The sequence below is a fragment of the Streptosporangium sp. NPDC049376 genome, from assembly GCF_044466505.1.
Lineage (GTDB): Bacteria > Actinomycetota > Actinomycetes > Streptosporangiales > Streptosporangiaceae > Streptosporangium.
Map to the genome: position 1 here is coordinate 347,587 of NZ_JBITMT010000005.1, position 17,721 is coordinate 365,307.

Below are 17,721 nucleotides of genomic sequence, written 5' to 3' on the forward strand. Positions count from 1 at the left end.
GGGTTCCTCCGGGAAGGCTCAGGGATCACTGGGGACCGTCTCCGGTACTGCGGAACGAGGCCGCTCGCCAAGGTTGAACCCATGGCACGTCAGGCTTTTGCGGGATCGAAGATGCTTGTGGGCGGTTACGTGGCGATCGGCGCCGGGACCGTGACGATGACGGGACTCCACCTGGTCACCGGGCTCGACCCGGTGCACACGGTGATCAGTGAATACGCCTTCCAGACCGACGGCTGGCTGCTGCCCGTCTCCCTGGGCCTCTTCGCCGCGGCCGCGACCACGTTCGGCGTCCTGCTCGCCCGGCGCGGTGAGGACCGGGGGGCCGCGACGCTGATCGCCGTCTGGGGGCTGTGCATGCTGCTGATCGGCGCCTTCCCCACGGACAAGCCCGGTGTGCCGCTGTCGATGTCCGGCGGCATCCACAGGTACGCGGCGTTCGTGGCCTTCCTGGCGATGCCGCTGGCGGGCCTGATCCTGGCCAGGAGGTACGCGAGCAGCCCGTACTCCCGCCCGGTCCGGCTGCTGAGCCTGGCCTCCCTGGGCGTGCTGGTCCTGGTGGTCGCCCCCTACGTCGTACGGATGCTCGGCATCGACCTGACCAACGACGACATCCCGGCCGGGGTGACCCAGCGGCTGGTCGTGCTCTTCGAGGTCGGGGTGCTCGTGATGCTCGGCCCGGTGCTGCGGGCCTGCCACAGCCGGGAGCGGGCCACCGCCAGGGACGCAGTCAGGGCCACCGTCCAGGCCACCGTTCCGGCCACGGTCCCGGCCTCTCCGGCGGGCGTGGCCGTACGGGGTGGCAGGGGGCAGGGCGCGCCCGCTTCCATGGTGCTTCGATAGGCGGTTCTTGAGTGGGTGACCTGCGGTTCAGCGGAAAACATCTGTTTTGTCGCCCATCTGCCGTACGCTCCCGGAAAATCGATCGACCGAATCGACCGAGAGGTGTGGCATGGCGGCGCGGAGCACGTACCTGGAGCTGTCCGAGGACGGCGGAGGCTCCCACAAGTTCTACGAGGTCGTGCACGACGGGCTGCAGGTGACCATCAGCTACGGCCGCATCGGCGACTCGGGCCAGACCAAGATCTCCTCGTTCACGACCGAGGAGAAGGCCGCGGCCGCGGCCGCCAAGAAGATCGCGGAGAAGGTCAGGAAGGGCTACGCCCCGGCCGTGCGCGGGGTGCGGCAGCGCCGCTCGGTCACCCGGCGCAGCGTGGAGAGCGTCCGCTCGACCGCCTCCCAGGCCCCGGTGCTGTGGCGCTTCGCCAGTGGAGCCGCGGCCTTCGGCATCTTCGTCGACTCGGAGCGCTGCTGGGTCGGCAACCAGAACGGCGACGTCTACACCGTCACCCACGGCGGCACCGTCACCGGCCGTTTCCGGCTGCCCGACGGGGTGAAGTGCATCGTCGCCGACGACTTCTGGATCTACGCGGGCGCCGACGACGGCAAGGTCTACGACCTCAGCGGGAAGGTGCCCAGGGTCGCCTACGAGATCGCCGACGACGTCGACATCTACTGGCTGGACATCCACGACGGCGTGCTCGGCGTGTCGGACAGGGCGGGCCGGATCACCACGATCGACCACGAGGACGAGTTCCAGTGGGCACGCAAGGGGCGGGGCGAGTACGCCTGGATGGTCCGCTGCGACGACGACGCCGTCTACCACGGTCACTCCACCGGCGTGGCACGCTACGACGCCGCCGACGGCAAGCCGGTCTGGGAGACCGGTGTCGCGGGCGCGGTGCTGTTCGGCTGGCAGGAGGCCGACTCGGTCTACGCGGGCACCGGCCGGGGCGCCGTGCACAGGCTCGCCAAGTCGGACGGCAGGACCGAGGCGGTCTACCGCTGTGACGCCACCGTCTTCTCCTGCGCGACCGCCCCCGGCGGCCGGTACGTCTTCGCCGGCGACAACCACTCCTCGATCTACTGCTTCGACCAGAGCGGCGAACGCCTGTGGAAGCTGGGTACGGGCTGCGGCTCGGCCTTCTCCATGCAGTACCTCGACGACCGCCTCTACATCGTGACCACCGACGGCACCCTGGCCTGCATCGACGCCACCGAGGAGGCGATCAGGGCGGCCCAGGCGGGCACCATCCCCCAGGCGGTCGACGTCAAGGCCGCCGCGAGCCTGGCCGCGGTCGAGCCGGTCGCGACGCTGGAGACCGTGGTGTTCGACGCCGTCACGGACGCCGCGGGCGGCGTGGTCGTCGAGTGCTTCAGGGAGGGCGACCGGCTGCGGGTGCGGGTCGTCAGCGAGGGCTACGACCCGCGCTGGAACGTGCAGTTCCCCAAGGAGGTGCGCGAGGCGGGTGCCCGCTACCTCGTCGAGGGCGTCCGCCAGTCGGCGCGGGGTGGCTTCTACCGTGCCTACGGCGACATCAGGCGCCTGCTCTGACCTCACCGCCCGCGGGCCCGGCGGGGAGACGCAGCGGGCCCGCGGGAACCAAACAGCCGCGGACTCGGCGGGAAGGGCACAACGGGCCCGGCGGAAGAGCCGCCGGGCCCGCGTGGCCGTACGGCTAACGCCCTGAGTCGGAGCCGCCGAGACCGGCCCGGCGCAGGGCGTCGGCCATCGCGCCGCCCGGCGCGCTCCGCCGGTCGCCGCCGCGCTCCTGCCGCTGTCGGCCGCCGCCGTTCTCCCTGCCGCCACGCTGACGGTCGCCACCCTGCCCCCTGGGGGCGCCGCCCTTCGCGGTCCCCTGGGCGGGCTCGTCCTCAAGGCGGAGGGTGAGCGAGACGCGCTTGCGCGGGATGTCGACGTCGAGCACCTTCACCCTGACGATGTCGCCGGGCTTGACCACCTCGCGCGGGTCCTTGACGAAGTTGCGCGACAGCGCGGAGACGTGCACCAGGCCGTCCTGGTGCACGCCGACGTCGACGAACGCCCCGAAGGCCGCCACGTTGGTGACGACGCCCTCCAGCAGCATGCCGGGCTTGAGGTCCGACAGCTTCTCCACGCCCTCCTTGAACGTCGCGGTCTTGAAGGCCGGACGCGGGTCACGGCCCGGTTTCTCAAGCTCGGACAGGATGTCGGTGACGGTCGGCAGACCGAAGGTCTCGTCAACGAAGTCCTGCGGCCGCAGCGAACGCAGCACGGTGCCGTTGCCGATCAGCCGGGTGATGTCGCCACCGGTCGCCGACAGGATGCGCCGTACGACCGGGTAGGCCTCCGGGTGCACGCTTGAGGCGTCGAGCGGGTCGTCGCCACCGGGGATGCGCAGGAAGCCCGCGCACTGCTCGAAGGCCTTGGGGCCGAGCCTGGCGACGTCCTTGAGCGCCTTGCGGGAGCGGAAGGGGCCGTTGGCGTCGCGGTGCTGGACGATGTTGTCCGCCAGCGTCGAGCCGATGCCGGAGACCCGGGTCAGCAGCGGGGCCGAGGCGGTGTTGACGTCGACGCCGACCGCGTTCACGCAGTCTTCGACCACCGCGTCGAGCGAGCGGGACAGCTTGGTCTCCGCGAGGTCGTGCTGGTACTGCCCGACGCCGATCGACTTGGGGTCGATCTTGACCAGCTCGGCCAGGGGGTCCTGCAGGCGGCGCGCGATCGAGACGGCGCCGCGCAGTGAGACGTCCAGCCCGGGAAGCTCCTGGGAGGCGAAGGCGGAGGCGGAGTAGACCGAGGCCCCGGCCTCGGAGACCACGATCTTGGTGAGTCCCGGGACCAGCTTGACCAGCTCGCCGGCGAGCTTGTCGGTCTCCCGCGAGGCGGTGCCGTTGCCGATGGCGACCAGCTCGACGTCGTGCCGCTTGGCCAGTGCGGCCAGCGTGGCCAGTGACTCGTCCCAGCGCCTGCGCGGCTCGTGGGGGTAGATCGTGTCGGTGTCCAGCACCTTGCCGGTCGCGTCGACGACCGCGACCTTGACGCCGGTGCGCAGCCCCGGGTCCAGGCCCATGGTGGCGCGGCTGCCCGCGGGGGCGGCCAGCAGCAGGTCGCGCAGGTTGGCGGCGAAGACGCGCACCGCCTCGTCCTCGGCCGCCTGCCACAGGCGCATCCGCAGGTCGATGCCCAGGTGCACGAGGATGCGGGTGCGCCAGGCCCAGCGGACGGTGTCGGCAAGCCACTTGTCGGCGGGCCTGCCCTGGTCGGAGACGCCGAAGCGGTGCGCGACGCGCCCCTCGTAGGTGCCGGTCGGCTCGGGCTCGGGCTCAAGGGTGAGGGTGAGCACCTCCTCCTTCTCGCCCCGGAACATCGCCAGGATGCGGTGGGAGGGAAGCTTGGTGAACGGCTCCGCGAAGTCGAAGTAGTCGGAGAACTTCGCGCCGCCCTCCTCCTTGCCCTCGCGGACCGCCGCGACCAGGCGGCCCTTGGACCACATCCGCTCACGCAGCTCGCCGACCAGGTCGGCGTCCTCGCTGAAGCGCTCGACCAGGATCGCCCGCGCCCCGTCGAGCGCGGCGGCGGTGTCGGCGACCCCCTCGCCGACGAACGCGGCGGCGGCCGCCTGCGGATCGACGGACGGGTCGTTCAGCAGGCCGTCGGCGAGCGGTTCGAGCCCGGCCTCCCTGGCGATCTGCGCCTTGGTGCGCCGCTTCGGCTTGTAAGGCAGGTAGATGTCCTCAAGGCGGGCCTTGGAATCGGCCGCCGCGATCTGCGCCGCCAGGGCGTCGTCGAGCTTGCCCTGGGAGCGGATCGACTCCAGGATCGCGGCACGCCGTTCCTCAAGCTCACGCAGGTAACGCAGACGCTCCTCAAGCGTGCGGAGCTGCGCGTCGTCGAGCGCCCCGGTGACCTCCTTGCGGTAGCGGGCGATGAACGGCACGGTGGCCCCGCCGTCGAGCAGCTCGACCGCCGACTGCACCTGCCGCTCGCGCACCCCCAGCTCTTCGGCGATCCGCTGATGAATAGACGTCGTCACGATCTCTCTTCCCTTGTGATGGCAGCCACCAAGCTACCGCGTGACGGGCGGCGCCGACCTCGGGGAAGGCGGATCGAACGGGACGGTCAGAGCCGGGCGCGATCCCGGCGGAAAGGGGTCAGCCGTGTCCACTCGACGGTCGCCTCGGCGGCGTTCCCGCCGGGCGTCCCGGTCACCCAGTGGGCGAGCTGGGGCCGTTCCCTGCTGTCCTGGACGACCCAGGTGACCCCGGTGTCCGCGCCGTCGCGGAACAGGCGGGCGACCCCGGCGCTGTCCACGTCGACCCGCCACGTCGCGAGCGCTCCCGCGCCGCCGAGGGGGTGGACCCGTTCCCAGACGGCCGAGCCCTTGCGCATCGTCCAGACCCCGCCGCGCTGGACGGTCAGCATCAGCCTTCTCGCGCCGTTGGCCACCTTCGCGCCGAGGCAGACGCCGGCGCCGGTGCGCGGGTCGAGCGCGCTGTCGTCGTCGACCCGCCCCCTGAACTCCAGGGTGAAGTCGCACCCTCTGGAGACGTCGAGGGGGCGCCAGGCGTGGGAGGGCACGGGGCCGGTGCTCCTGAGGCGGATCCGGCCCGCGTCGATCCGCGCCCCGCCGGTGAGCGTCCAGTCGCCGGTCGGCAGGTCGCCGTCCGGGAAGGGGCGGGAGATGTCGAGCCTGGCGACCTTGATGTTGGTCTGGTTGTGCTCCCAGACGACCACGAGGCGGCCGGGTTCGTACTCGTCGGCGCTGGGGTAGACGTCCCACCCCCTGGCCGCCCCCCTGGTCAGCCTGGGGCCGTCGGCGAAGAGCCGTCCGGGCTCCCACGGTTCGCCGGGACGCCTGACCTTGTAGTGCAGGACCTCGCGGTACTGGTCGGGCTTGGCGGCCGAGGGGCCGGTGAACGGCCCGGCGAAGGTGTTGTAGATCGCGAGGTGGCGGCCCTGGGAGTCGCCGCAGAAGAACGTCTTGACGTAGTAGTTGGGCAGTTCGGGGTCCGGTCTCATCGGCGACCACGTCAGCCCGCCGTCCCGGCTGACGGCCGTGGCGCAGTAGGCGGCGTTCGCGCGGTAGTGGGCGTCCCGTTCGGCGGGGGAGGTCCCGCCGGTCAGGTCGAGGGTCCTGGCCACCATCACGATCGCGCCCGGCTCGTCCTGGGACGGAGCGATCTGCGGCTCCTCGACCGCGACGCCCGGCGGGTTCTCCGCCAGGCCGCCGGAGGTCCAGGTGACCAGGTCCGCCGAGCGCAGCACCCCCGCCCTGGTCGTGTTCCCCGCCCGCCGCCAGTACGGCACCAGCCACAGTCCGTCGTGCCTGAGCGGTCTGCCCGCGACGACCACCCCCCTGGCGTTGCCGGGCACGTCGACGACGACGGGGAGGTCGGCCCAGGTCACGCCGCCGTCGAGGCTCCGCTTCGCGGTCATCGTGACGGGGAAGCCGTCGAGGTCGCCGGAGGGGTCGCGGTCCTCGGCGACCGTGATCCGCCCGAGCAGCGCGTACAGCGCGTCCCCGTCCTTCAGGAAGATCACGTAGTGGTAGCGGTGGACGGCGGTCGCTCCGGCCAGCGTGCCGACCGTCCAGGTCCTCCCGCCGTCGGCCGACCTGGCGTACATGATGGAGCCCTGGTCGGTCGGCGCCGGGTCGCGGGGGTCACCCACCCCGGCCCGCCAGGCGACCACCAGGCGCCGGGCGTCGAGGGCGACGATGTCGGGGACCCGGTTGCCCTCGTGCGCCAGCTCCCCGTCGGGGGTCCGCTCCGCGACGCCGTACACGATGACGGGGGTGGTGACGTCCGATCCGACGGCTTCGGTGTCCGGCCAGGCCATGGAGCACAGCGAACAGGTGCCGGATGGCCGGGGGGTTGCCGGGAGGTTACGTCCCGGTGGTCATGATGGCTTCCCCTGGGCGCCGTGTCCTGCTTGACGCCGATCGTCCCGTCGGCGAGGGTTGTCAGCCAGAGATCATCCGGTGAGGGGACGCCATGGCACCGACTCCGGCCCGCCTGTGGCGTTCCAGGCCCGTACGTCTCACCGCCGTCGCGGCTCTCGTGCTCGGCGCGGGCGTGGTGGCGCTGACCACGGGTGCCCGTACGGCCCCCGCCCCGATGGGGGAGGTCCTGCCGGTTCCCGTCTCGGTACGGCCCGCGGCGGACGCCTCCTACACGCTGCCGCCGGACGCGGTCGTCCACACCGAGGCGGGCTCCGCCGAGGCGGCGAAGGTGGGCGCCTACCTCGCCGGGCTGCTGCGCCCCTCGACCGGCTACGCCCTGCCGGTCGTCCAGGACGGGGGAGGTAAGGGAATCTCGCTGCTGCTCACGGGGGCGGACCCGGTCGTCGGTTCCCAGGGCTACCGGCTCGACGTGACCGGCGAGGCCGTGGTCATCCGCGCCAGGACGGGCGCCGGGCTCTTCAACGGGGTGCAGACGCTGCGCCAGCTCCTGCCGCCGAAGGTCGAGAGCCCGACCGCCGTGCCGGGGCCGTGGACGGTACGGGGCGGGCGGATCGTGGACTACCCGCGCTTCCCCTACCGGGGCGCGATGCTGGACGTGGCCCGCCACTTCCTCCCGGTCGAGACGGTCAAGCGGTACATCGACCGGATCGCCCTCTACAAGATCAACTACCTGCACCTGCACCTCTCCGACGACCAGGGCTGGCGCATCGCCGTGGACAGCAGGCCGAGACTGGCCGCGTACGGCGGGCGCACCCAGGTCGGCGGCGGCCCGGGCGGCCACTACACCAAGGCGCAGTACAGGGAGATCGTCGACCACGCGGCGCGGCGGTACGTCACGGTCGTCCCCGAGATCGACCTGCCCGGCCACACCAACGCGGCGCTGGCCTCCTACGCCGAGCTGAACTGCGACGGCAGGGCCAGGCCGCCCTACACCGGGACCGACGTCGGGTTCAGTTCGCTGTGCACCACGAAGGAGGAGGTCCACACCTTCGTCAAGGACGTCCTGGGGGAGGTCGCCGCGCTGACCCCCGGCCCCTACCTGCACATCGGTGGCGACGAGGCACGGGCCACCCCGACCGCCAGGTACGCCGCGTTCATGAACCGGGTCCAGCCGATGGTCGCCGCGACGGGCAAGACGGTCGTGGGCTGGCACCAGATCGGCGAACCCGGGGTGCGCCACCAGGAGGGACGCGTCCTGCAGTACTGGGGGCGAACCGGCTCAGACCCGCTGGTGGCCGAAGCCGTGGCCCGGGGCGCCCGGGTGGTCATGTCACCGGCGAACCGGGCCTACCTCGACATGAAGTACGACCCGGAGACCGTGCCGGGCCAGAAGTGGGCGGGCTACGTCGAGGTGCGCGACGCCTACGACTGGGACCCGGGCTCCCACCTGGAGGGCGTGCCCGCCTCGGCCGTGCTCGGCGTCGAGGCGCCGCTGTGGACCGAGGCGATCTCGACGGAGGAGGAGATCGAGTACATGGCCTTCCCCCGGCTGCCCGCCGTCGCCGAACTCGGCTGGTCGCCCGGGGCCACCCACGACTGGGCGGCCTTCGCGCGCCGTCTCGGCGCGCAGGGGCCCCGGTGGGCGGTCATGGGCATCGGCTTCCACCGATCACCGCAGGTCGGCTGGGACGAACAGGGCGACTGAGCCCGTTCCCGCCGGAGGCCGCCCGGGACGAACAGAGTGGCCGAGCCCTACCGTGCGGCGAGCTTCTCAAGCGCCTGCCCGGTGATCCGGTACGGGATCCACTCCTGCTGGGGCCCGGCGCCGAGCGAGACGTAGAACTCCGCGGCCGGGGTGTTCCAGTCGAGCACCTGCCATTCGAGCCTGCCGTACCCCCGCGCCACGCAGAGGCGGGCCAGCTCGGCCAGCAGCCGCCTGCCGTACCCCCGCCCCCTGGCGGACGGGAGGACGAAGAGGTCCTCAAGGTGGATGCCGTGCCTGCCGAGCCAGGTCGAGTAGGTGACGTACCAGATCGCGAAGCCCACGACCCGTCCCTCGTCGGGGTCCTGCGCGACGTGGCAGAACACCGCGGGCTCGGGGCGGAAGAGGGCCTCGTGCAGCTGCTCGGGCGTGGTCTCGACCTCCCGCAGGGCCTTCTCGTACTCGGCGAGGCCGCGGATCAGGTCGACGATCGCCGGGACGTCCTCCGGCGTTGCGGGACGAATCATGCCCGCAGTCTAGGGTCACGGGCCGGGCGGCCCGGCGTGGCCGTACCGGGGGTGCGTCCCGTAGGTTGTCTGGTCACACACGGGATGTCGGAAACGTCGGGAAAGGCGGGCAACCATGCGGGAAGAGCCGACCGGTGAGCGGTTGACGGAGCTCAGGCGGAGGTTCGACGCCATCGACGCCGACGGGGACGGCTTCGTCACCGAGGAGGAGTTCGGCGCTCACTTCCCCGGCCTGCCCGCGGAGGCCCTCGGCTCGCTGAACCGGGACGCGGACGCCGACGGCGACGGGCGGCTGTCCTTCGAGGAGTTCGTCAGGATCGTCGCCGGCGACTGACGGGTGGCCCTTCGAAGATCGCTTTCAGGGGGTCGGGTAGTGTGACGATACCTGGACCACCAACGGATCTCTCGGTGAGGACATGGCCATTCGCCCGGACAGACGGACGGACCTCGACGGGTCCCCCGTCCTCGTCCCGGCCGGTGAGCCGGGGCGGACGGTCCGCGCCGCGGGGGACGACCCCCGTGGCTGAGACGACCCGTGGCGAGGCGCGCAGGACGTCCTTCCCGATCGGGGATGACCTGTCCGAGATGCGGCGCCGGGCCAGGGAGTTCCTCGCGGCGGCGGCGCTCGGCGAGCTGCGGGAGACCAACTTCGTCCTGGCCATCAGCGAGGCCGCGAACAACGTGCTCGACCACGCGGGCACCGAGGGCCTGGTCGTCCTGCGCTGTGACGCCGAGCGGGTCGTCGCGGAGATCATCGACGAGGCGGGACTGCTCACCGACACCGGGGCGGGACGTGTCCAGCCGCCGATCGGCTCCCGCAGGGGCTACGGGCTGTGGCTGATGCGGGAGATGTGCGACTCGGTGGAGATCCTCACCGAGCGTGGCGCCTCGACGGTACGGCTGACCATGCTGCGTTCCTGAAGGTTCCTGAAGGTTCCTGAAGGCCACCGGGAGGGTCAGTCGCGGGAGAGCGGGTCGCGTCGTTCGCTGATCAGCGTCGCGCACCTGCGCACCCGGGCCTCGTTGAACGTGCGGGCCCCCGGGATCTGCAGCAGGCTCGCGCGCAGCGTCTCGTAGACCTCCTCGACGGGGTGCCCCTCGTGTGAGGCGCCGACCCGGCGGATCACCTGGGAGGCCCGGACGTCGAAGCCCGCCTCACGCGCGGCGGCGCCGGGTACCACGTCGCGCAGCGCGGCGTTGTCCATCGTGATGCGGACACGACGCATCCCTGGCTCCCCCTGTGGGCTCGGCCTACCTGGCCCGATCACCCTAGGAAGCCGTGCGGGGCCCGCGACGTCGTCGTTGCCGTGTCACGGCCCTTTCGTCGACGGGTCTTTACCCGTTCAGCGGGGGGTGGGGACGCTCTCCCCGAACACCCTCATCTGGGACTCCTGCACGTCCCGGTCGATGGGGAACGCCTCGGCCAGCCTGGTCAGTTCGAGCATCCGGCCGAGCACCCCGTGCACGCCCGCCAGACGCAGCCAGCCGTTGAGCTCGTAGGCCCGCCGCAGCGTCGTGAGCAGGGTCCAGACGCCGCTTGAGTCACAGAAGCCGAGTCTCGTCGTGTCGATGATGACGCGCGACTGTCTCCGCGTCAGCACCTCGGTGAGCGTCTCCTCAAGCCGTGGGGCCGATGTTTTGTCGAGATCGCCGTCGAGCGAGACCACGGAGAACCGTGGATGGTCGTTCACGGTGACGGAAAGCCGTGTCATGATGCCCCGCTGTCTACCTCAGCCTGAGACAGCGCCCTTATGGGAGCCGTGCGAAGACGGAAACCACTCCAACCACCGTACGCCCATGGCTGAGGACAGTTCAACGGGCGGGCAGGAACGGCGGACGGTCAGCGGACGGCCCGTCCCCGGCGGGAACCCGCGTAGGCGGCGAGCCGGGTCGCCTGCAGCCGCTCCGAGGGCCGCAGCGCGGGGTGGCTGTTCAGGACCGGGTCGAATCCCGGCGGATCACCGGCCTGGTCCGGCAGGGGGGTGTGGACGCTCAGCCGTACCAGGGGACGTCTGTCCGCGCCGTCGACGCCGAGGGTGAACTCCAGCGGCCCGTCCGCGACGGCCTCCCCGAGGAAGGCGGGGACGGCGGGCACTCCGGCGGCCGGGCCGTGCCCGACGGCGAGGAAACGCAGCGGTTCCCCCGCGCGGTCGTAGGCCAGGATCGTCGAGTAGACCCCGGGGACGAAACGGCGCCGGGGCAGGGGCAGCAGGCCGGGCCACAGCGCCGAGCACAGCAGCAGGTCGAGGTCGCCCCCCGCCCCGCCCGCCCCGGGCAGCCGTACGGCCAGGCCGAGCACGTCGGGCAGGGGAGCGGGCAGGAGCCCGGCCCTGGACAGGCGGACCAGCGCGGGGTGGTCGCCGGGTCCGTCGAGGGCGGGGACGCCGAACATCGGATGGTCAAGCGGGCGGAGCGTGGCGTGGAAGGTGGCGCCGTCCGCGAAGATCGCGCGTTCGCCGCGCGCGGAGGCGAGCCCTCGTGCGAGGGCCCCGGCGGCGGCCCTGAGGGTGGCCCTGGCAGTGGCTCCGACGTTGGCCCCCACGTTGGCCCCGACAGTGGCCCCGACGGTGGCTCCGGTGACGGTTCCCGTGACGGGTCCGGTGGCGGTGCCGGCCGCCCGGCCGGTGTGGGTCGTCCGCATCCGCTCCCCCTGTCGTCGTGCCCACCGTTACGGATACCCGCCGGTCGGGCGTGAAACAGGCGGGACGTGCGGGGGGAGGCCGTCTCGCCGGAGGTGACCGTGGAGACGGCGAGATCCCGTCGTACCGTCCGTCCCTAGGCGCCGGCGAGCTGTCCGGCGGGGTGGAGGTGGCCTCCCTGCTCGTCGTGGTGGTCGGCGTCCGCGTCGTCGAACCAGACCCCGCCGTCGGCGAGGTAACGGAAGCGGATCGGCTGCTGGGACGGGACGGTGAGGGTCACCTGGTAGGTGCCGTTCTCCTTGCGCTCCATCGGGTGGGCGTAAGGGTCCCAGCCGTTGAAGTCGCCGACCAGTGAGATTCCGCCGACGGCCCGGTCGGACGGCACGGTGAAGGTGAGTCTGACCTTCCCGTTCTTGGTGGGCTTACCACGCTTGATCATCGAGTCTCTCCTGACATCACTGTCTCCGTAGGTAACCGACCGTGATCGGCCAGGCGGCACGGGCCTCGGCCGCGACCCTCACCTGTGGGCCGCGATCAGAAAGCCGACATCCGGGTCACGACTGGCGGTAACGATCCACATGGATGGTTACCGCCAGTCATCGATCGGCAACATGGGGTGGTGAGTTTTGGCCGGGTTCACGTCCGACCTTGACTGGATCGTGATGCTCGGGTGGTTCGGGTTAACCTGCCGATGCTCGTGGAGATGGTCGGCGGAGTCCACGGTGCGGGTGGTTCGATAAAGATGTCCCGTGGACATCACTCCTATCTCGCCATCACACCTCGTCGAGGACCTCGCCGACCGGATCGCCGCGGGACCCCGTGCCTCCTGGGTGCGGGTGGCTCTCGACGGCGCGCCCGCCGCGCGCCCGGAACGGCTGGCCGAGGAACTGGTCGCCCCGCTGCGGTTGCGCGGGCGCGAGGTCATGCGGGTGTCCGCCGGTGACTTCCTGCGTCCGGCGTCGCTGCGCTTCGAGTACGGCAAGACCGACCCCGACGCCTTCTACACCGACTGGCTCGACGTCGGGGCCCTGGGCAGGGAGGTGCTCGGCCCGCTGGAGCCGGGGCGTTCGGGCAGGGTCCTGCCCACGCTGTGGGACGTCAGGACCGACCGGGCGACGCGTGCGCCGTACGTCACCGTGCCGCCGGGCGGGGTGCTGCTGCTGGACGGCGCCCTGCTGCTCGGCAGGGGGCTCGCCTTCGACCTGACCGTGCACCTGTGGCTCTCGCGGGGCGCGCTGGCCAGGCGGACGGAGGAGGGGGCGCGCTGGACGCTGCCCGCCTACGAGCGTTACGAGCGGGAGGTCGGGCCGGTCGGTGCCGCCGACGTCGTCGTCCGGATGGACGACCCCCGGCATCCCGCGCTGGTCGGGCAGAGATGAGACGGCAGAGGTGAGACAGGGGTGGGGGCGGGCGGTGGTCGGCCGCCCGCCCGGCCGGGTCGTCAGACCCCGGTGCGCGAGGGCATCCTGCCCTCGGCGTAGCCCGCCTCGATGAGTTCGTCGCGCGTGCCGTGCGTGTCCCTGGAGGAGATCTCCGGGCCGTGGGTCTCTTCGATGCGCAGGGCGACGCCCAGCGCGAAGAAGGTCGGCGCCCACTGGCCGACGAAGATGCCCCAGCGGTCGGCCCGGTCGATTCCGGCGTGCTCGGCCGAGCGGGACGCCGCCCAGGACGCCACCGACAGGCCGATCGACGCGAAACCCGCGGCGTACATGGTGCCGGACTTCACGCCCATCTTGCGAAGTATGTTGATCATTGTTCCCCCCCGATGAGTGTTCGCTGGTATCGGTACCCTTTCGGGTTTTGTGTAACCAAATGTCCCGATCGGGGGGTGTCTTCTAGAGGTCGCCGACCTGTTTGAGCAGGCGCTCCCGCCGTTCCTCAAGCTCGTCCGCGAGGGCCTCCTGCTGGTCGGCCATGGAGATCAGCGCCGACCGGTCCATGGCGTCCGTCGGGCCGAGGTCGCCGACCTGTTCACGCAGCCCGGCGACCTCGGAACGCAGCCTGGCCAGGTCCTCTTCGACCTGGCGGAGTTCATCGTGGATGCTCATCCGCTGTCCATACCCCCATCCGGGGGGCCGATTCCACGCCCTACTCCACGGGGCGTAGCCGAGGGGCCCTCCCCGGTGGGATTCCCGCACCGGGGAAGCGGACGAGGCTTGGACCATGCGCCCTCATCAACGGTTCTGGTACGGCGTCGCGGCTCTGCTGCTCGCCGGGAGCGCCTTCCACCTGGCCGTCTACGCCGTGGACGGCGGCGGCTGGGCGGGGCCGGTCTCCTGGCGCAAGCCGATCCTGTTCGGCTTCTCCTTCGGTCTGACGCTGGCCTGCCTGGTCTGGGTCACCGGCAGGCTCAGGCCGCCTCCCGCGCGGCCCCGGCTGCTGCTGGGCGCGCTCGGCACGGCCTGCGTGGTCGAGGTGGCGCTGATCGACCTCCAGCGCTGGCGCGGGGTGCCCTCCCATCTGAACTTCGGCACCCCGCTCGACACGGCCGTCTCGGCCGTGCTGGCCGTGACCGCGTTCGCCGGGCTGATCCCGCCGATCGTGGTCATCGCGGTCCGGGCCTTCCGGGGGCTCGACGCCTCGCCGAGCATGAGCCTGGCGATCAGGGCGGGGCTGGCCGTACTGCTGCTCAGTCAGGTCGCGGGCGGGGCGCTGATCGCCAACGGCAGGATCATCGGGCTGCCGCCGGACCGAACCGACCTGTCGATCCTCGGCGCGGCCGGTCAGCTGAAGGTCCCGCACGCGGTCACGCTGCACGCCCTGCAGGCGCTGCCCGCGCTCGCGGCGCTGCTCACCCTGACCTCCTGGGGTGAGCGCGCCAGGACGCGCCTGGTCGCCCTGGCCGTCGCGGGGTACGGCGGGCTCGTCGTGGTGAGCGTGCTCCAGGCCGTCCAGGGGCTCGCGCCGGCCGACCTCACCCCGCTCTCGGGGGCCGTGCTGCTGGCGGCGGTGGCGGCCCTCGGCGTCGCGGCCGCGGCGGCACTGGTACGGCTGGACGCGCACCGGGTCAGGGTGCTGGTCAGGCCGCCGGCGGGGACATTGGTCGGACGAAACGCCCGAAATGCATAGAACGCATGGAATATGCGAGGTTTGCACGACATGCGAGGCGTAGGGGATTAACGAAAAAGACGAACGCTTTCGAACACCACCTTAAGTCTCCATTAGGGAAAGATCCCATGTCATCCAGATATCCAATGTGTGGACAAGGCTGCCAAAGTTGTACTATCCGCGTCTGGAACAGAAGCCGTTGCACCGTCCTCGGGTGACAGGGAGCAAGCCATGGGCATACAGCATGCCGAAGACGGTGCGATGGGTGGTGTCCTCGCCTACTCGGGCGGGAGCAGTCCGACCATCCTGAGAATCCTCCTCGGCACGCAGCTGCGGAGACTGCGCGTGGCCAGGGGCGTCTCCAGGGAGGACGCCGGGTACGCCATCCGCGCCTCCCATGCCAAGATCAGCCGTCTTGAGCTCGGGCGGGTCGGCTTCAAGGAGCGCGACGTCGCCGACCTGCTGACCCTGTACGGCGTGATCGACCCCGCAGACCGGGACCCGCTGCTCGCGCTGGCCAGGCAGGCCAACGCCCCCGGCTGGTGGCACAAGTACGGTGACCTGCTGCCCGGCTGGTTCCAGGTCTACGTGGGCCTGGAGGAGGCCGCCTCCGTCGTCAGGAGCTACGAGGTCCAGTTCGTCCCCGGACTCCTGCAGAGCGCCGACTACGCCCGCGCGGTCATCATGCTCGTCCACGGCACCGCCTGCGCCGAGGAGATCGACCGCCGGGTCTCCCTCAGGCTGGCCAGGCAGGAACGGCTCAGCAGGCCGAACGCGCCCATCCTGTGGGCCGTGGTCGACGAGGCCGTGCTGCGCCGTCCCATCGGGGGGCCGCAGGTCATGGCCGCCCAGCTCGACCACCTGCTCCGGGTCACCGAGCTGCCCAACGTCAGGCTGCAGATCATGCCCTTCCACCGGGGCGGGCACGCGGCGGCGGGCGGCCCGTTCTCCATCCTGCGCTTCCCCGACAAGGACCTCCCCGACGTGGTCTACATGGAGCAGCTCACCAGCGCGCTCTACGTGGAGAAGCGGGAGGAGACCGACCACTACACGCAGGTCATGGACAGCCTGTGCGTGCAGGCCTACTCGATCTCCGACAGCAGGCGCTTCCTCGGCGAGCTGCGCGAGCGGCTGCCGTACTGATCAGGCCGGTTCCGCGCCGCCCTTCCTGGCCACCCCGCCGAGCACGATCATGCTCGTCGGGCGGGACGGCATCCGGGGGTGCCACGTCGTCACGTCGACCAGGCCCGGTTCGACCAGGTCGAACCCGTCGAAGAACGGCAGGATCTCCTCGTGCCTCCTCAGGGCGACCGTGACCGGACCGCCGGCGAGCGCGGCGCGGGCCCGCGCGACGGCCTCCTGGTCGCCCTCCGCGCTCGGGTGGCTGACGGCCAGGAGGCTCCCCTCGGGCAGGCGCTCACGCAACGGTCCGAGGACGCGTTCCGGCGTCTCGCCGGGGAACAGCTGCAGCACCGAGAGCAGCAGCACGCCGACCGGTTCGCCGAAGTCGATGAGCCGCAGCAGGTCGGGGTGGTCCAGCACGGTCCCGGGGCTCCCGAGGTCGGCACGGATGGAGACCAGCAGGGCGTCGGTGGCCAGGAGCACGTCGTTGTGGACCGAGACGACGGGGTCGTTGTCCACGTAGACGACCCGCGCGTCCGGGTGGGTCTCGCGGGCGACCTCGTGCACGTTCGGTGAGGTGGGGATGCCCGCGCCCAGGTCGAGGAACTGCCGGATTCCCGCCCGCGCCATGTACTCGACCGCCCGGCTGAGGAAGCTCCGGTTCGCCCTGGCCAGCACGGGATAGTCGGGCATCTGGGCGACGATCCTGTCGGCGTACTCGCGGTCCGCCGCGTAGTTGTTCTTGCCACCCAGCACGTAGTCGTACACGCGCCCCACGTGGGGGGTGCCGGCGTCGATGCCGTCGGGCGGGGACTGGTCGCGGCTCACGCGGCGAGTGTAATCACCTCATCCTTAAACGATCTAGGGCGCCTCCGGGGTCTGACCTTCCTTACCGATCCGTGAGGAAGCAGTCGTTCCGCTTGTCAGGACTCGGGAAGCGGCCCACATTCTGAGCACCGGAACCGACGAATCCGCAGCTCAGGAGGCCTGGTTTGTTCGCCCCCCGTCTTTTTCCAGCTGTCGCCCTCTCTTTTTCCGTGGTCCTCGCACCCGCCCTCGCCCCAAGTGCGGCCACCGCCCGGACCCGGGCGCCGATCACCTCGATGGCCTCGCTCGGCGACTCCATCACCCGTGGCTTCAACGCCTGCGGCTTCTACCTCGACTGCCCCTCCCGATCCTGGTCGACGGGTTCGTCCTCGTCGGTGAACAGCCTCTACCTGAGGCTGAAGGAGGACAACCCCGACATCGTCGCGCACAACGACGCCAAGACGGGGGCCAAGGTCGCCGAACTGCCCGGCCAGGCCGAGAAGGCGGTCTCCCAGCAGGCCGGATACGTCACGATCCTGATCGGGGCCAACGACGTCTGCACCGCCTCCGAGGAGGACATGACCTCGGTCGCCGACTACGAGGCCGCCTTCCGTACGGCGCTGCGGACCCTGAGCGGCGGCCTGCCCGAGGCGGAGATCCTCGTCGCCAGCATTCCCGACGTCCGGCGGCTGTGGGAGGTCGCCAAGGACAAGACGGCCGCCCGCGTGGCCTGGGCCACCCTGCACATCTGCCAGTCGCTGCTCGAACGGCCCCGCTCGAACGACCCGGAGGACGTGGCCAGGCGTGAGCGGGTGCACGCCAGGGTCGTCGACTTCAACCTGGTCGCGGAGAAGGTCTGCGCCGAGTACCCCACCTGCCGCCACGACGCCGGAGCGGTCTTCGACCGGCGTTTCGAGCTGTCCGACATCAACGCCTGGGACTACTTCCACCCCAACGCCGGCGGCCAGCGCCTGCTCGCCGAGCTGGTCCACGCGGCGGACGATCGGTGAGCCGGTGGGCCGGCCACACACCGTGACCGGCCCGGCGATCCGACCGTTCCGCGACGAGGCGAGGGCGTTCCCGGGGGAGTCATATTCCCCGGGGGCGCCCTCGCCGCTGTCAAAAGGCGTTCTTACTTGAAAGTGTCTTTAAAG

The 17,721-nt window shown here is 71.3% G+C and carries 19 protein-coding genes; 9 read left to right on the plus strand and 10 right to left on the minus strand.

The genetic code is table 11. The features are described 5' to 3' along the window. Positions 1 to 111: 111 nt before the first annotated feature. Together ACIBVQ_RS17120 and ACIBVQ_RS17125 are read left to right on the plus strand one after the other, a co-directional pair. Complete coding sequence (locus tag ACIBVQ_RS17120) at positions 112 to 840, plus strand: DUF998 domain-containing protein (protein WP_399178408.1); 729 nt, start codon at positions 112 to 114, stop codon at positions 838 to 840. Between the two features lie 109 nt (positions 841 to 949). Continuing rightward, positions 950 to 2,392, plus strand: coding sequence for a WGR domain-containing protein (locus ACIBVQ_RS17125; RefSeq protein WP_399178410.1), 1,443 nt, complete (start codon positions 950 to 952; stop codon positions 2,390 to 2,392). 124 nt (positions 2,393 to 2,516) lie between these two features. Here ACIBVQ_RS17125 and ACIBVQ_RS17130 read toward each other — a convergent pair whose 3' ends face one another. Continuing rightward, a complete protein-coding gene (locus ACIBVQ_RS17130) occupies positions 2,517 to 4,853 on the minus strand; it encodes a Tex family protein (protein WP_399178412.1) in 2,337 nt (778 codons plus the stop codon). Between the two features lie 86 nt (positions 4,854 to 4,939). Next, positions 4,940 to 6,658 carry a sialidase family protein gene (locus ACIBVQ_RS17135; RefSeq protein WP_399178414.1) on the minus strand — a complete coding sequence of 573 codons (1,719 nt, stop codon included), beginning with the start codon at positions 6,656 to 6,658 and terminating at the stop codon, positions 4,940 to 4,942. A 155-nt stretch (positions 6,659 to 6,813) separates the two neighbouring features. Here ACIBVQ_RS17135 and ACIBVQ_RS17140 point away from each other — a divergent pair, with 155 nt between their 5' ends. Next, positions 6,814 to 8,427, plus strand: a complete 1,614-nt coding sequence (locus ACIBVQ_RS17140; RefSeq protein ID WP_399178416.1) for a beta-N-acetylhexosaminidase — start codon at positions 6,814 to 6,816, stop codon at positions 8,425 to 8,427. A gap of 47 nt (positions 8,428 to 8,474) precedes the next feature. Here ACIBVQ_RS17140 and ACIBVQ_RS17145 read toward each other — a convergent pair whose 3' ends face one another. Then, complete coding sequence (locus ACIBVQ_RS17145) at positions 8,475 to 8,951, minus strand: GNAT family N-acetyltransferase (protein WP_362909130.1); 477 nt, start codon at positions 8,949 to 8,951, stop codon at positions 8,475 to 8,477. Positions 8,952 to 9,066: 115 nt separating this feature from the next. Between ACIBVQ_RS17145 and ACIBVQ_RS17150 the strand changes: the two genes are divergently transcribed. Both ACIBVQ_RS17150 and ACIBVQ_RS17155 read left to right on the plus strand, forming a co-directional pair. After that, positions 9,067 to 9,285: an EF-hand domain-containing protein gene (locus ACIBVQ_RS17150; protein WP_362773604.1), complete on the plus strand. Its 219-nt coding sequence runs from the start codon at positions 9,067 to 9,069 to the stop codon at positions 9,283 to 9,285. Positions 9,286 to 9,470: 185 nt separating this feature from the next. Then, positions 9,471 to 9,872: an ATP-binding protein gene (locus ACIBVQ_RS17155; RefSeq protein WP_362773601.1), complete on the plus strand. Its 402-nt coding sequence runs from the start codon at positions 9,471 to 9,473 to the stop codon at positions 9,870 to 9,872. Positions 9,873 to 9,907: 35 nt separating this feature from the next. Here ACIBVQ_RS17155 and ACIBVQ_RS17160 read toward each other — a convergent pair whose 3' ends face one another. From ACIBVQ_RS17160 to ACIBVQ_RS17175, 4 genes are all read right to left on the minus strand, one after another. Then, the gene (locus tag ACIBVQ_RS17160; protein WP_352010574.1) at positions 9,908 to 10,177 is read right to left on the minus strand and encodes a hypothetical protein; all 270 of its coding nucleotides are present in this window, start codon (positions 10,175 to 10,177) and stop codon (positions 9,908 to 9,910) included. 117 nt (positions 10,178 to 10,294) lie between these two features. Then, positions 10,295 to 10,663, minus strand: a complete 369-nt coding sequence (locus ACIBVQ_RS17165; protein WP_399178419.1) for an STAS domain-containing protein — start codon at positions 10,661 to 10,663, stop codon at positions 10,295 to 10,297. 128 nt (positions 10,664 to 10,791) lie between these two features. Next, complete coding sequence (locus tag ACIBVQ_RS17170; protein WP_399178421.1) at positions 10,792 to 11,592, minus strand: hypothetical protein; 801 nt, start codon at positions 11,590 to 11,592, stop codon at positions 10,792 to 10,794. Positions 11,593 to 11,726: 134 nt separating this feature from the next. Continuing rightward, complete coding sequence (locus ACIBVQ_RS17175) at positions 11,727 to 12,029, minus strand: isoamylase early set domain-containing protein (protein ID WP_362909126.1); 303 nt, start codon at positions 12,027 to 12,029, stop codon at positions 11,727 to 11,729. A gap of 310 nt (positions 12,030 to 12,339) precedes the next feature. On the opposite strand from ACIBVQ_RS17175, the gene ACIBVQ_RS17180 reads away from it, so the two are divergent. Next, positions 12,340 to 12,969 carry a uridine kinase gene (locus ACIBVQ_RS17180; RefSeq protein ID WP_399178423.1) on the plus strand — a complete coding sequence of 210 codons (630 nt, stop codon included), beginning with the start codon at positions 12,340 to 12,342 and terminating at the stop codon, positions 12,967 to 12,969. A 62-nt stretch (positions 12,970 to 13,031) separates the two neighbouring features. On the opposite strand, the gene ACIBVQ_RS17185 is transcribed toward ACIBVQ_RS17180, so the two are convergent. Continuing rightward, positions 13,032 to 13,343, minus strand: a complete 312-nt coding sequence (locus ACIBVQ_RS17185; protein WP_399178425.1) for a hypothetical protein — start codon at positions 13,341 to 13,343, stop codon at positions 13,032 to 13,034. A gap of 82 nt (positions 13,344 to 13,425) precedes the next feature. After that, positions 13,426 to 13,638 (minus strand): hypothetical protein, encoded by a 213-nt coding sequence (locus ACIBVQ_RS17190; protein ID WP_352010580.1) that lies wholly within the window; start codon positions 13,636 to 13,638, stop codon positions 13,426 to 13,428. Positions 13,639 to 13,753: 115 nt separating this feature from the next. Between ACIBVQ_RS17190 and ACIBVQ_RS17195 the strand changes: the two genes are divergently transcribed. Together ACIBVQ_RS17195 and ACIBVQ_RS17200 are read left to right on the plus strand one after the other, a co-directional pair. Continuing rightward, positions 13,754 to 14,659, plus strand: coding sequence for a hypothetical protein (locus ACIBVQ_RS17195; protein ID WP_399178427.1), 906 nt, complete (start codon positions 13,754 to 13,756; stop codon positions 14,657 to 14,659). Positions 14,660 to 14,869: 210 nt separating this feature from the next. Next, entirely contained in the window at positions 14,870 to 15,781 is a 912-nt protein-coding gene (locus tag ACIBVQ_RS17200; protein ID WP_386186827.1) for a helix-turn-helix domain-containing protein, read from the plus strand. On the opposite strand, the gene ACIBVQ_RS17205 is transcribed toward ACIBVQ_RS17200, so the two are convergent. Next, a complete protein-coding gene (locus ACIBVQ_RS17205) occupies positions 15,782 to 16,588 on the minus strand; it encodes an SAM-dependent methyltransferase (protein WP_386186825.1) in 807 nt (268 codons plus the stop codon). It lies immediately after the preceding gene. Positions 16,589 to 16,797: 209 nt separating this feature from the next. Between ACIBVQ_RS17205 and ACIBVQ_RS17210 the strand changes: the two genes are divergently transcribed. Continuing rightward, positions 16,798 to 17,577 carry an SGNH/GDSL hydrolase family protein gene (locus tag ACIBVQ_RS17210; RefSeq protein ID WP_399178429.1) on the plus strand — a complete coding sequence of 260 codons (780 nt, stop codon included), beginning with the start codon at positions 16,798 to 16,800 and terminating at the stop codon, positions 17,575 to 17,577. Positions 17,578 to 17,721 lie beyond the last annotated feature (144 nt).